This window comes from Sinorhizobium sp. RAC02, assembly GCF_001713395.1.
In the GTDB taxonomy this organism is placed as follows: Bacteria; Pseudomonadota; Alphaproteobacteria; order Rhizobiales; family Rhizobiaceae; genus Shinella.
Genome location: NZ_CP016452.1, coordinates 1,066,322 through 1,078,973, shown reverse-complemented (window position 1 = coordinate 1,078,973; position 12,652 = coordinate 1,066,322). Strand labels below are relative to the sequence as shown.

Below are 12,652 nucleotides of genomic sequence, written 5' to 3'. Positions count from 1 at the left end.
ATGGAAATCCACAAGACCTCCTGGCCGATGCGCATCATCGTCTTCCTGCTCTTCGTCTACCTGCTGGCGCCGGTGATCCTCGTCTTCCCGCTGTCGTTTTCCGGCGACCAGGTGCTGCGCTTCCCGCCGTCCTCCTGGTCGACGCGCTGGTATTCGGCGCTGTTTGCCAACAGCCAGATGCTGAAGGCGTTCTGGACGAGCCTGTCGCTGGCGGCGGTCGTCACCGCACTGTCGATCCTTATCGGGGTGCCCGCCGCCTGGGTGATGACCCGGCTTCGCTTCGCTGGCCGCGACCTCCTGTTCAACATCTTTACGGCACCGCTGCTGCTGCCGACCATCGTGCTCGGCCTCGCCATCCTCATCGTCTTCGCTTCCTTCGGGCTGCTTGCGACGATGCAGGGCCTGGTCTTCGCTCATCTGGTGGTAACGCTGCCCTATGCGCTACGGGTGCTTGCCGTATCGCTGAGCACGCAGGACCGAGCCTGCGAGGAGGCCGCGCGCACACTCGGCGCCAAGCCGCTCACCGTGTTCTTCCGCGTTACCGTGCCCATGCTGACGCCGGGGATCGTCGCGGCGGCAGCCCTGTGTTTCCTCGTCTCCTTCGACGAGGTGGTGATCACGCTGTTCCTCACCGGCCCGCGCATCAGCACGCTGCCCGTCGAACTCTACAACTACGTCTATAACCAGGCCGATCCGCTGGTGGCTGCCGCCTCGGCGCTGCTGATCCTGCTGACATTGGCCGTGATCATGATCGTTGAGCGGGCGATGGGGCTCGGCAAAGCCTTCGTCAAATAGCCGGTTGCGCCAATCGCGGGGGCTAGCGCATGAAAGCTTCAGCCCCCTCGATCATCCAGCCCCGAAAGAATACGACGCCGGCCGACACGAATGACATTCCACATCGCCTGGCGCGCGCCCTCCTCGTCGCGGCGGCGGATCTCCTCGACGATCCGCATGTGATTGGCCGCGACGTCGCCGATCTTGCCCCGATCGGCGGCCGGCGAACTCAGCTTGAAGACCCCGGCAAGCGCCGCTTCGATAAGACTGCCCACGGTGCGCATGAACGGATTGTGCGAGGCCTCCATCACCGCGAGGTGAAAGCGCAGGTCGGCAAGGGCCAGTGTTTCCGGCGTATGATCCGGGTCCCCCATAGCGACGGCGAGGCGCATCATCTGGTTGATTTCCGCCTCGCTCGCATGGCGGGCCGCCAGCGCTGCGGCATGCGGCTCGAAACCGCCGCGGATATCGCTGAGATGCAGCAGAAAATCCTTGTCCACGCCGACAGCAAAATGCCAGGTGAGGATGTCGCCGTCGAAGAGGTTCCACTGATCCTTGGGCGTCACCCGCGTGCCGATGCGGGCGCGCGGCACGATGAGCCCCTTGGCGGCGAGCGTCTTCATCGCCTCACGCAGAACAGTGCGCGACACCCCGAAGCGGGCTGCCAGCTCGACGTCGCCGGGCAGCGTGGCTCCGACGGGAAACTCGCCGGAAACGATGGCCTTGCCGAGTTCGGTGACGACCTGCGAGTGGCTGGTATGCGCCACCGCTCCACTCACCATCGTTTCGAGCAGGCCCTTCTTGCGCATCGGCCCGCTAACCTCGGCGCCGTAGAGCAGCAAGCGAGGCCGGGTGGACGTCAGGCATACCGCCTCCTTCGACCCGTGACATGGATGAGCCCCTTCTGGAGAAGGATGAAAGCGAAGAGCAGCAGGCCGATGAGAATCTTCGTCCACCAGCTCGACAGTGAACCATCGAAGGTGATGTAGGTCTGGATGAGCCCCTGGATGAGGATGCCGACCAGCGTGCCGGCGATGAAGCCGGAGCCGCCCGTCAGAAGCGTGCCGCCGATGACCACCGCAGCAATGGCATCCAGCTCCACGCCGACCGTTGCCAGCGAATAGCCCGCCGAGGTGTAGAGCGAGAAGACGATCCCGGCGAGACCGGCAAGAAAGCCGGAAAGCGCGTAGATCAGGATCGTCGTGCGGCCGATCGGTACGCCCATCAGCCGCGCCGTCGCTGCACCGCCGCCGAGCGCATAGACGTTCGCGCCGAAACGGGTGCGGTGCGCAACCAGCATGCCCGCCAGGAAGACGAGAAGCATAAGGCCGCCGATCAGCGTGATGCGTCCTCCGCCGGGCAGCTTGTAGTAGAGGCTCTTCAGCATGGCGTAGAATGGGTGTTTGATCGGGATCGAGTCGATCGACAGCACGAAGGCCATGCCGCGCGCCAAAAACATGCCCGCCAGCGTGACGATGAAAGGCGGCATTTCGAGATGGTGGATGATGGCCCCCATCAGCGCGCCAAAAGCCGTACTGACGATGAGCGCTAGTATGAAGGCCGCCAGCGGGTGGATCGACGTCGATTCGAGCAGGACCGCCAGAAATACGCCCGTGAACGCGATGACCGCGCCGATCGACAGGTCGATGCCGCCCGAGAGGATGACGAAGGTCATGCCGACGGCGGCGATGCCGAGGAAGGCATTGTCGGTGAGCAGGTTGCCGATCACCCGCGTCGACAGCATGTTCGGGTACTGTGCAAAACAGATGGCATAGGCGATCAGGAAGATCGCGACCGTGGCGGCAAGAGGGAGATAACGCGGGTTCATTTCGCCTCCTGCTCCGTCTTCTTGTCCTGTGCCCGCGGGCGAGAGAGGAAGACGAAGGCCGATTGCGCGCGTGGCGACTGGATGACCAGGATCAGCACGATGATCGCGGCTTTGATGATGAGGTTGAATTCGGGTGGGAAGCCGGAGAGCAGGATGCCCGTATTGATCGACTGGATGATGAGGGCACCCAGCAGGGAGGCGGCGATCGAGAACCGCCCGCCGAGCAGCGACGTCCCCCCGACAACCACCGCGAGGATCGCATCGAGTTCCAGCCAGAGACCGGCATTGTTGGCATCCGCACCGCGGATATCGGCCGCGACGATGATGCCCGCGATGGCGGCGCAGAGGCCACAAAGCACGTAGGCAGCCATCAGCAGCACGCGGGTCGACACACCCGACAGCGTGGAGGCGCGGCGATTGACGCCGAGGGCCTCGATCAGCATGCCAAGTGCCGTGCGGCGCACAAGGAAAGCGACGATGAGGCCGAAGCCAAGCCAGATGATCACCGGCATGGGCAGGCCGAGAAGCGATCCGCTGCCGATGAAGATCAGGCCCGCATCATTGAAGGTCAGGATCGCGCCTTCGGTGATGAGCTGCGCGATACCGCGGCCTGCGACCATGAGCACCAGCGTCGCGATGATCGGCTGGATATCGAGCACGGCAACGAGAAATCCGTTCCACAGGCCGCAGAGGATGCCGGTGCCAAGAGTGATGAGCAGCGTCATCAACAGCCCGTGGCCGGACGTGATACAGGCGGCGGCGACCGCCCCGCAGATCGCCATGACCGCCCCGACGGACAGGTCTATGCCCTTGGTGGCGATGACGACCGTCATGCCGATTGCAAGCAGCGCCACCGGCGCACCGCGGTTGAGAATGTCGATCACGCTGCCGTAGAGCCGGCCGTTCTGTATTTCGAGCGTGAAGAAACCGGGAAAGGCAATCGACACCATGAGCAGGATGAGGGCGAGTGCGACGATCTGCGGAAGAAGGCGGATGGCATAGGCCTTGAGGGTCGAGCTCATGCGTCCGCCCTCCCGGTTGACGACGCTATGGCCTCGACGATTCCGGCCGTCGTGACCTGATCGCCCGCCAGTTCGGCGACATGCGCCCGGTCGCGCAGCACGATGACGCGGCTCGAATAGGCGACAAGTTCTTCAAGTTCGGAAGAAATCACGATCAGCGACATGCCCTTTTCACACAGAGATTCGATAAGGCGGATGATTTCCGCATGCGCGCCGACGTCGATGCCGCGCGTTGGTTCATCGAGAATCAGGAAGTCCGGATTGGTCGCCAGCCAGCGGGCGAGGATCGCCTTCTGCTGGTTGCCGCCGGAGAGCAGCTTGATCGGTTTTTCCCGGTCCGTCGTGCGGATGTCGAGCGCCTTGATGTACTGATCCGCCAGGCGGTCCTGCTCGCTGCGGCTGATCGGCCGCGTCCAGCCGCGCCGGGCCTGCAGGGCGAGCGCGATGTTCTCGCGCACGGAAAGATCGCCGACGATACCATCGATCTTGCGGTCTTCCGGGCAGAAGCCGAATTTTTCGCGGATTGCCGCGCGCGGCGAGGACAGGTCGAGCGCTCGGCCATCCGCCTCCGCCGTGCCGCTGTCCGCGCGCTCGGCGCCGAACAGGATTTCCGCCGTCTCCGTGCGGCCGGAGCCGAGCAGGCCGGCAATGCCGACCACTTCGCCGGTACGCACATCGAGATCGAAGGGCTGGATGTGGCCCTTGCGGCCGAAATTGCGGAAGCGAAAGCGCACAGCGCCGCCCTCGCCCTTCGGCCCGTGCTCGGCCGTGACCTCCTGCACCAGTTCGCGGCCGAGCATCATGGCGATGAGGTCGCGGCGTGACAGGTCGGCCGTCTCCCGCGTGCCGACAAGCAGCCCGTTGCGCAGCACGGTGATGCGGTCGGAGATTTCATAGACCTGTTCGAGGAAGTGGGTGATGAAGACGATGCCCAGGCGACGTTCCTTGAGGCGCCGCACGATGCGGAAAAGCATCGCGACCTCATGCGCGTCGAGGCTCGCCGTCGGCTCGTCGAGGATCAGCACCTTGCCGGAGAGATCAACGGCACGGGCGATCGCGACGACCTGCTGCACGGCCACGGAATAGGCCGCAAGCTCCGCGGTAACATCGATGTCGAGTTCGTATTCGGCAAGCAGCGCTCTGGCGCGCCGGTTCATCTCGCGGGCATTCACCAGGCCGAAGCGCTTCGGCTGACGGCCGAGAAAGAGGTTTTCGGCGACCGTCAGGTTGGCCAGAAGGTTCACCTCCTGGTAAACCGTGCCGATACCGAGGTTCTGCGCCTCCAGCGTATTGCGAGGATCGACCTCTGCGCCATCGACGAGGATATGACCGCCGTCGCGGCGATAGGCGCCCGTCAGGCATTTGACGAGCGTCGATTTGCCCGCCCCGTTTTCACCGAGCAGCGCGTGCACCTCGCCGCGCTTTAGCGAGAAGTCGACGCGGCTCAGCGCCTTGGCACCGGGGAAGATCTTGTCGACCGCCGTTGCCGAGAGAACATAGGAATTGACCGGCTGCATGATGCCACCCGTATGAACGTCGCCGACCGTCGCCTCCCGAAAGGGAAGCGACGGGCAAGGCAGATGCCCCGCGCCGCGTTAGGAGCTGGACGCGGGGCGCTGGGGAGAAATCAGTAGCCGAGGCCCTTCTTCTCCTCATAGACCTTCGCCGGATCGTCGGCCTGGGTGTAGAGCTTGGATTCCGTCTGGATCCACTTCGGCGGCGCCTTGCCATCCTTGAGGAAGGCATTGAGGGCGTCGAAGGCGGGGCCGGCCATGTTCGGGGTCAGCTCGACGGTGGCATTCGCCTCGCCGGCTGCCATCGCCTGGAAGATATCCGGAACGGCATCGATCGAGACGACGAGGATGTCGGTGCCCGGCTTCAGGCCGGCTTCCTTGATCGCCTGGATGGCGCCGACGGCCATGTCGTCATTGTGGGCGTAGAGTGCGCAGATGTTCTTGCCACCATCTTCCGCCTTCAGGAAGCTTTCCATGACTTCCTTGCCCTTGGTGCGGGTGAAGTCACCGGTCTGGCTGCGGACGATTTTCAGGTTTTCCTTGCCGGCAAGCGCCTCTTCAAAGCCCTTCTTGCGGTCGATTGCCGGCGAGGAGCCGGTCGTGCCCTGAAGCTCGACGACATTGCAGGGTTTTCCGGCGACCGTGTCGACCAGCCACTGGCCGGCGACCTTGCCTTCGTGCACCAGATCCGAAGTGACGGCGGTCATATACAGATCCTGCGACGCATCAACCGTGCGGTCGAGCAGGATGACCGGGATTTCCGCGTCCTTGGCTTCCTGCAGCACTTCGTCCCAGCCGGTGGCGACGACCGGTGCGACGAGGATGGCATCGACGTCCTGCGCGATAAAGGAGCGTAGCGCCTTGATCTGGTTTTCCTGCTTCTGCTGGGCATCGGCGAATTTGAGGTCGATGCCGCGCTGTTCGGCCTGCTGCTTGGTCAGGGTCGTTTCAGCGGCGCGCCAGCCCGACTCGGATCCGATCTGCGAAAAACCTACCGTCAGGTCGGCGGCGGACGCAGCGCCGAACATCGAGACAGCAAGGATCGTGGCACTCGCGAGTGCGATTTTGAATTTCATGATTTCCTCCCAAAGAAAGCTGCCGCTCGGCAGCACGCTTAAAACATCATATTGTATTACTATTGTAAACCATCAAAATTGGCTTGTGCCTTGAAAGGCTCAATGACTGGAGGGTGTCTGCAATGAAGTGGAGGCTTTTTCGCGCCACCGCGCGATGCGCCCCTCGCGGCGTCTAGCGACGTCGATGTCCGGAAACTTCCGCGCCGGCACCGGCGGGGAGTGCCAAAAAACGCAACGCGGAGACAAAGCCGATGACCGCGACACAGAGGAAGGCCGCACGAATGTCCATCAGCATGCCGCCGTCCGCGGCCGGCGGAGCAAAGTAGGACGATAGGCGCATGACGACCGCCGCCACGGCCACGCCAAGCAACTGGGCGAGCTGCTGCAACATCGCCGAAATCGTCGCTGCCGCACTCCGCTGCGCCGGCGTGACATCGGCGAAGGCAATCGTCGTCAGCGCAGTGAACTGCATGGAGCGCGACAGGCCGCAGGCAATGAGCAGCGCGAAAAGGAAAAGACGCGGCGTTTGCCCGTCGATAAAGGCAAAGGCACCGATCGTCAGGGCCGCGACCACGCCGTTAGCGACCAGCACGGTGCGGAAGCCGAAGAGGCGCAACGCAGGCGTCGTCACGCTCTTCATCAGCAGGTTGCCGAGGAAATAGACGAGGATGAGCGTGCCTGTCTCCACCGCGTCAAGGCCAAGGCCAACCTGGAAGAGCAGCGGCAGCAGAAACGGTGTGGCATTGACGGCCAGCCGCCCTGCGGTACCCGCCGAAAGCGTGGCAAAGGCGAACGTCGGGATCTTCAGCACTGCCAGATCGAGAAGCGGATGCATCGTGCGTTTAAGGTGAAGGATCGCGGCGAAGCCCATCAGCACGCCCAGGGCCAGAATGGCGAGTGAACCGGCTCCGCCAGTCGATGCGCTGGACAATTCGAGCCCCGCCAGCGTCAAGGCAAGGGCGCTGCCAGTCAGAAGAAAGCCGACGAGGTCAAAGGGCCGTCGCCCCTCTGCCGGTGCGTGCGGCACGAAGAAGGCAACCAACACCACGCCAAGAAGGCCAAGCGGCAGGTTGATGAAGAAATTCCACTGCCATCCGGCATGAGTGGTGATCCACGCGCCGATCAGCGGACCGATCACCGGCGCGCTCAACGCTGGCCAGGTGATGGTTGCGATCGCCCGGACGAGTTCGGCCTTCGGCGCACCGCGCAACACGAGCTGGCGCCCTACAGGCGTCATCAGAGCTGCCGATGCCCCCTGAAAAAGCCGCGCAGCCCCGAACTCCCAAAGCGAACCGGCGTAACCACACGCGATGGACGCCAGCGTGAACAACACGATGGCGGACAGAAACACTTCCCGCGCGCCAAACCGGTCGGCGAGCCAGCCGGCCGGCGGGATGAACACCGCCATGGCGAGCAGATAGGCGGTGAACCCGACATTCAGCGTCACAACGTCCGTCGAAAAGGCCTGCGCCATGGCCGGCAGCGACGTCGCGATGATCGTGCTGTCGAGCATCTGCATGAAGAAGGCCACGGCGACGGCGGCCGGGACAATGCGGGTGCGGTGAAGAGGGAGCGACGGAGCGGGAATGGAAGACATCACGACATCAAAAAATGGGCCGGCGCGTCTGCGCCGGCACCCAAGCCTATATGGTCAGTTGCTGGCGGCAACCCTTTTCAGGGCGGCGTCATAGAAGGAACGGTCGATCCAGGTGTCGTAATTGACCTTGCCCTTCAGAAGCTCGGCATCCGCCATGAAGGTTTCCTCGCCTTGAAGCGCGCGCACAGCCTCTTCGGTGATTTCGGGATCCTGGAAGAACTTGCCGTCCGGATAGGTCGCCCGCACTGCCTTGTCGCTGTTGCCGGTTTCCTTGACGAAGATCGCGATTGTCTCTTCCGGGTTCGCATCCGCCCAGCGCGCCGTCGCGATATCGACCGCCAGCAGGCGCGTCACGATCTCCGGATACTTGCGGGCGAAATCGCCATTGACGCTGATGAGGTGGGGAACGGCCCATTCCGGGCTGCCGGAAACGCCGGCATCGAAGATCACCCGCGCGCCGCCTTTTTCGACCAGCGCCTGAACCGGGCCGGTGCTTTCCACGATGGCATCGACATCACCGCGGGAAAGCGCCGGGCCGGAACTTTCGATCCCGAGGTTGAGGCTTTCCACGTCTTTGAGCGAGAGACCGGCGGCATTCAACGCCTTGGCGAAGGTAGAGTGACGCACCGTACCGGAAAGATAGGCGACCTTCTTGCCTTTCAGGTCCTCGATCTTCTGGATCGGCGAATCCGGCTTGACGACGATCTGCGTTTCGTTGGAGCGGTTCCAGCTCGATAGGCCGACGAGTTTCACATCCGCGCCGGCCGCGGCCAGGCGCAGCGACGGGTTGTTGCCGATGTAAGTGAAGTCGATCGCGCCGGAACCGAGCGCGACGGTGGCAGCCGATCCACCATCGAAGGTCGTCAGCTCGATCTTGATACCGTCCTTGGCGAATTCGTCCTCCAGCAGCTTCTTGTTGCGATAGAGGATGAACTTCAGGTGGCCGGGCGCCGTCGAGCCGATGCGGATGACATCAGGCTTGGCCTCATCTGCAAAGGCCGGGGCTGCCGCAGCGACAGGTACGAGCGAAAGTGCGAGCGCCAGCTTCAAAAGCGTCCGGCGGAGCGGAAGGGACGTCATGGATGGATCCTTTCGAGATCGATTGGTCAGAATGAAGGGAGGTTCAGTTGGGGCCGCTCTCGCCGCTGCCCCGCCAATGCGTGGCGCGCTTTTCACCGGCGACGAGCAGGTAGTTAAGCACGAGACCCACGATGGTCAGCGTCAGGATCCCCGCATACATGCGATCGGTTTCCAGCATCAGCGATGAATTCTGGATGAGGTAGCCGATGCCGGACTGGGCGGCGAGCATCTCGGCCGCGATCACCGAGAAGAGTGATGTCTTCACGCCGAGCCGGGCACCCGCGACGATCGAGGGGATGGCGGAGGGAAAGATGACCTTCTTGAAAAGGTCCCAGTCCGACGTGCCCATCGAGCGCGCCGCCTTGAGGAGCAGCGGGTCGACCGACTTCACACCGACGATCGTGTTGATCAACAGGAAGAAGACGGCGGCGTAGAAGGTGATGGCGATCTTCGAGGCCTCGCCGATGCCGAGCAGCAGGATGAAGACCGGCAGCAGCGCGAACTGCGACGTGTTGCGCAGGGTCTGGACGAGGAAATCGGAGGCCCGCTCAAAGAGCGGGTAGCGTCCCATCAGGAAGCCGAGCGGCACGGCGGTGACGACGGCAAGGGCAAAGCCGATCGCGGCGCGCTGTAAGCTGATGCCGATATGGTCGGCAAGCTGGCCGGAGACGATCATCTCCCACAGGACCGCGAGCACCTGGCTGAGCGGCGGAAAGAACAGCGAATTGATCCATCCGGCGCGCGGCGCAACCTCCCAGAGGAGTGCAAAGGCGGCAAGTGCCGGCAGGCCGATCGTGATGGTGGAGAAGAACTCGGAGAGCGCGGTCGGCGCCTTCTCCCGGGCGCGTTTGCGGCGCAGGGAAAAGGTGGTGCGTAGCGGCAGGCTGCGGTCGGCGATCAGGCTCATCGGGCCCTCCCTCAATTGGCGTAGCTGGAAGCGAGCGCCCAGTCGCGCTGGGCCTTCACCACCTCGTCGCGCAGGCTTTCCCAGACGCGGGCACGGTAGGCGTTGAAGGCCTCGCTGTTGCGGATATCGAGATCGCGCGGACGCGGCAGATCTATCGCGACGATCTCCTTGACGCTCGCCGGGCGGGCAGTCATCACGACGACGCGGTCGGCGAGATAGATCGCCTCGTCGATCGAATGGGTTACGAAGACGACTGTGGTCTTGATCTGCTCCCAGATGCGCAGAAGCTCGCTTTGCAGGATGTCGCGGGTCTGGGCGTCGAGGGCTGCGAACGGCTCGTCCATCAGCAGCACCTGCGGATCTGTGGAAAGCGCGCGGGCGATCGCCACACGCTGCTGCATGCCGCCGGAAAGTTGCGACGGATAGCGGTCTTCGAAGCCGTGGAGGCCGAAGAGGTGCAGGAAGTAGAGTGCCTTCTCGCGGCGCTCGGCGGCGGGCGTGCCGCGCACTTCCAGCGCATATTCGACGTTCTGCAAGGCGGTACGCCAGGGAAAGAGCGCGTATTGCTGGAAGACATAGGCCGTGCGGGCATGCGGTTTCGACACCTCGATGCCATCGATACGCGCACCTCCCGAGGTCGCCTCGGTCAGCCCCGCAATGACATCGAGCAGCACCGACTTGCCGCTGCCGGAGGGGCCGACGACGGTGACGAATTCGCCGCGATTGATGGTGAGGTCGACGCCATCCAGTACCGCGATCCGGTTGGACAGCACGCCATCGACGGCCACCGTCTGGCCGGGCTTCAGCGTAAAGGTTTTGCGCAACGCGCTGACGGCTATGCGTTCCATGATCAATCTCCCTTCAGACCTGCGCCACGCGGATGTGGCGGGTCGGGTCATTCTGCGCGCCCCCGGCGCGCCCGCGGTTCCAGCCGAGTGAGCGGGCGTATGTGCCGAAAAGGTCGCGTTCCAAGACATCAGCCTCGCTGATGCCGATCGGCCCGTGCGCGTTTTCGGCGACGTAGAGCGCATCCGTCGGGCAGTAGATTTCGCAGAGAAAACACGTCTGGCAGTCGTCCTGCCGGGCAATGACGGGCAGACCCGTCTCGTCCCGGTCGAAAACGAAGGCCGGACAGATGCGCTCGCAGATGTCGCAGCGGATGCAGCGGTCGGTCGAGATGACTTCGATCATCGCTCAGCCCTCCCGTGCCGTTTCAAGGGCAAGGATTTCGCGCGCGGCCGTCACCCGGTCGAGGCCGGAAACGGTGATGCGGCTCGCCTGGGCGTCGTCCTCACCTGAAAAATCGCGTCGACGGTGCACGCCGCGGCTTTCGGTGCGCAACAGGGCTGCAGCAACCGTCCAGCGCGCATTTGCAGTCACCGACGCCACTTCACGGGACCGAAGGCGACCAATGCCAGCGGAGGGGCCTGCCTGGTTCAGCCGAAGCCAGATGTCGTCCAGCGCCCGTTGGCTGGAATCCAACGTCTCGGCCGTCCGCCAGTAACTCTTGTCGAGCGGCACGATTTCGCCATGCACAGCGCGCGCAGTGGCGGCGAGATCGACATCCTCGCGCTCGGCGCTGCCCCGCAGACCCGTCGTACCGAGCGACTGCAAACGCGCAGTGTCCCTGGCCTGACGGCGGCGGGCGTGTTGGGCGGCGCCATGACCAGACCACCAGCCGCTGGCAATGGCCCAGGAGGCATTGATCGCACCCCCGCCGGAAATGCCGCCGGTGACATTCTCGCGGCTTGCCGCGTCTCCGGCAACATAGAGGCCGGCAACACCGGTGCTGCAATCGGAGGAAACAATGCGGATGCCGCCCGTGCCGCGCACCGTGCCCTCGTATTTGAGTTCCACGCGGAAACGCTCTTCGAAGGGATTGATGCCCATGCGGTCATAGGGCTGAAAACAGTTCGGCTGGCCACGCCGCAACCAGTCCTGCATGGCGGGCTCGGCAAGATCGAGCCGGGCGTAGACGGGGCCGGTCAGCAAGGCCTCGGCCACCTGCCGCTCCCCGCCTCCAATACCGTTCGTCACCGGATCGCCATGGGCATTGCGCAGCACCTCACCGTTCTCATGGTAGAAGGTCGCCCAGCGGAACGGCAGGCCCTTGTTCAGCGAGGAGCCATGCGGAGAGAGCGTGTATTTGCCGGTAAACTCCATGCCGGAGAGCGAAGCGCCGGCCTCCGCCGCGAAGAGACTGCCATCGCCCGTCAAGCCCGTGCCGCCGAGAATGCGCTCGAAGAAGGCGCAACCGCCTGTCGCCAGGACCACTGCGCCGGCCGACACGCGAAAGCTCGCGCCGTTGCGGCGTACGAGCCCCGCCGCACCGCCGATATGGTTGTCGTCGCCAAGCAGTTCCAGGATCGGATGGTGATCGAGAATGGTGACACCGGCCTTCTGCACGCGCTGGCGCATGAAGCGCATGTAGTCCGGGCCCCGCAGGTTGGCGATGTAGAGGCTGCCATCCTCCTCGCTCGGAAAGGGATAACCCCATTCGACCAGCTTCTGCAGGTTTTCATAGGCCCGGTCCGCCGCACGCAGCATCCAGCGGCGATCGGCAAGCCCGGCCGTGCGCTTGAACCGCTGCTCGACGGAGGTTGCACGCCCCTCGCCCGGCGGAATGCACCAGGTCCCCGTGTTGGAAGGGGCCGTCGCGCCGCTGGTGCCGTGGTAACCCTTGTCGACCAGAACGACGCGCGCGCCGGCCTCTGCCGCCGACAACGCGGCCCACGCCGCGGACGGCCCGCCGCCTACGACGAGGACGTCCGTTTCAATGAGGCGCCCGTCTTCTTCAGGCTGTTGCTTGCGACGCGATGCCATGGTGTTCCGGTCTGTGAAGGGGAAAACGCGG

General features: G+C 64.0%; 12 protein-coding genes. 1 reads left to right on the top strand and 11 read right to left on the bottom strand.

Annotated elements, in window-relative coordinates:
* Nucleotides 1-795 (top strand): ABC transporter permease, encoded by a 795-nt coding sequence (locus BSY16_RS26115; protein ID WP_069062706.1) that lies wholly within the window; start codon nucleotides 1-3, stop codon nucleotides 793-795.
* A 38-nt stretch (nucleotides 796-833) separates the two neighbouring features.
* Here BSY16_RS26115 and BSY16_RS26110 read toward each other — a convergent pair whose 3' ends face one another.
* The 11 genes from BSY16_RS26110 to BSY16_RS26060 form a co-directional block, all read right to left on the bottom strand.
* On the bottom strand, nucleotides 834-1,583 hold the full coding sequence (locus tag BSY16_RS26110) for a FadR/GntR family transcriptional regulator (protein WP_069063709.1): 750 nt from the start codon (nucleotides 1,581-1,583) through the stop codon (nucleotides 834-836).
* Nucleotides 1,584-1,633: 50 nt separating this feature from the next.
* Entirely contained in the window at nucleotides 1,634-2,602 is a 969-nt protein-coding gene (gene yjfF / locus BSY16_RS26105; RefSeq protein ID WP_069062705.1) for a galactofuranose ABC transporter, permease protein YjfF, read from the bottom strand.
* Nucleotides 2,599-3,624 carry an ABC transporter permease gene (locus tag BSY16_RS26100; protein WP_069062704.1) on the bottom strand — a complete coding sequence of 342 codons (1,026 nt, stop codon included), beginning with the start codon at nucleotides 3,622-3,624 and terminating at the stop codon, nucleotides 2,599-2,601. The genes yjfF and BSY16_RS26100 overlap by 4 nt, the downstream gene beginning before the upstream one ends.
* The gene (gene ytfR, locus BSY16_RS26095) at nucleotides 3,621-5,141 is read right to left on the bottom strand and encodes a galactofuranose ABC transporter, ATP-binding protein YtfR (RefSeq protein ID WP_069062703.1); all 1,521 of its coding nucleotides are present in this window, start codon (nucleotides 5,139-5,141) and stop codon (nucleotides 3,621-3,623) included. The genes BSY16_RS26100 and ytfR overlap by 4 nt, the downstream gene beginning before the upstream one ends.
* Before the next feature lie 110 nt (nucleotides 5,142-5,251).
* The gene (ytfQ, locus tag BSY16_RS26090; RefSeq protein WP_069062702.1) at nucleotides 5,252-6,214 is read right to left on the bottom strand and encodes a galactofuranose ABC transporter, galactofuranose-binding protein YtfQ; all 963 of its coding nucleotides are present in this window, start codon (nucleotides 6,212-6,214) and stop codon (nucleotides 5,252-5,254) included.
* A 172-nt stretch (nucleotides 6,215-6,386) separates the two neighbouring features.
* Nucleotides 6,387-7,811 carry an MFS transporter gene (locus tag BSY16_RS26085; RefSeq protein ID WP_069062701.1) on the bottom strand — a complete coding sequence of 475 codons (1,425 nt, stop codon included), beginning with the start codon at nucleotides 7,809-7,811 and terminating at the stop codon, nucleotides 6,387-6,389.
* 54 nt (nucleotides 7,812-7,865) lie between these two features.
* Nucleotides 7,866-8,891 carry an aliphatic sulfonate ABC transporter substrate-binding protein gene (locus BSY16_RS26080; protein WP_069062700.1) on the bottom strand — a complete coding sequence of 342 codons (1,026 nt, stop codon included), beginning with the start codon at nucleotides 8,889-8,891 and terminating at the stop codon, nucleotides 7,866-7,868.
* A 43-nt stretch (nucleotides 8,892-8,934) separates the two neighbouring features.
* Nucleotides 8,935-9,798 (bottom strand): ABC transporter permease, encoded by an 864-nt coding sequence (locus BSY16_RS26075; protein ID WP_069062699.1) that lies wholly within the window; start codon nucleotides 9,796-9,798, stop codon nucleotides 8,935-8,937.
* Between the two features lie 11 nt (nucleotides 9,799-9,809).
* Complete coding sequence (locus BSY16_RS26070; protein WP_069062698.1) at nucleotides 9,810-10,646, bottom strand: ABC transporter ATP-binding protein; 837 nt, start codon at nucleotides 10,644-10,646, stop codon at nucleotides 9,810-9,812.
* Nucleotides 10,647-10,659: 13 nt separating this feature from the next.
* Nucleotides 10,660-10,989: a 4Fe-4S dicluster domain-containing protein gene (locus BSY16_RS26065; protein WP_069062697.1), complete on the bottom strand. Its 330-nt coding sequence runs from the start codon at nucleotides 10,987-10,989 to the stop codon at nucleotides 10,660-10,662.
* Between the two features lie 3 nt (nucleotides 10,990-10,992).
* The gene (locus tag BSY16_RS26060) at nucleotides 10,993-12,621 is read right to left on the bottom strand and encodes an FAD-dependent oxidoreductase (RefSeq protein WP_069063708.1); all 1,629 of its coding nucleotides are present in this window, start codon (nucleotides 12,619-12,621) and stop codon (nucleotides 10,993-10,995) included.
* Between the last annotated feature and the right edge of the window lie 31 nt (nucleotides 12,622-12,652).

Excerpts from the sequence above, each read along its gene's own strand:
- BSY16_RS26065 (WP_069062697.1), bottom strand. The coding sequence starts at position 10,989 with ATGATCGAAGTCATCTCGACCGACCGCTGCATCCGCTGCGACATCTGC.
- ytfQ (WP_069062702.1), bottom strand. The coding sequence starts at position 6,214 with ATGAAATTCAAAATCGCACTCGCGAGTGCCACGATCCTTGCTGTCTCG.
- BSY16_RS26080 (WP_069062700.1), bottom strand. The coding sequence starts at position 8,891 with ATGACGTCCCTTCCGCTCCGCCGGACGCTTTTGAAGCTGGCGCTCGCA.
- BSY16_RS26070 (WP_069062698.1), bottom strand. The coding sequence starts at position 10,646 with ATGGAACGCATAGCCGTCAGCGCGTTGCGCAAAACCTTTACGCTGAAG.
- BSY16_RS26075 (WP_069062699.1), bottom strand. The coding sequence starts at position 9,798 with ATGAGCCTGATCGCCGACCGCAGCCTGCCGCTACGCACCACCTTTTCC.
- BSY16_RS26060 (WP_069063708.1), bottom strand. The coding sequence starts at position 12,621 with ATGGCATCGCGTCGCAAGCAACAGCCTGAAGAAGACGGGCGCCTCATT.
- BSY16_RS26110 (WP_069063709.1), bottom strand. The coding sequence starts at position 1,583 with ATGCGCAAGAAGGGCCTGCTCGAAACGATGGTGAGTGGAGCGGTGGCG.
- BSY16_RS26115 (WP_069062706.1), top strand. The coding sequence starts at position 1 with ATGGAAATCCACAAGACCTCCTGGCCGATGCGCATCATCGTCTTCCTG.
- BSY16_RS26100 (WP_069062704.1), bottom strand. The coding sequence starts at position 3,624 with ATGAGCTCGACCCTCAAGGCCTATGCCATCCGCCTTCTTCCGCAGATC.
- BSY16_RS26085 (WP_069062701.1), bottom strand. The coding sequence starts at position 7,811 with ATGTCTTCCATTCCCGCTCCGTCGCTCCCTCTTCACCGCACCCGCATT.
- ytfR (WP_069062703.1), bottom strand. The coding sequence starts at position 5,141 with ATGCAGCCGGTCAATTCCTATGTTCTCTCGGCAACGGCGGTCGACAAG.
- yjfF (WP_069062705.1), bottom strand. The coding sequence starts at position 2,602 with ATGAACCCGCGTTATCTCCCTCTTGCCGCCACGGTCGCGATCTTCCTG.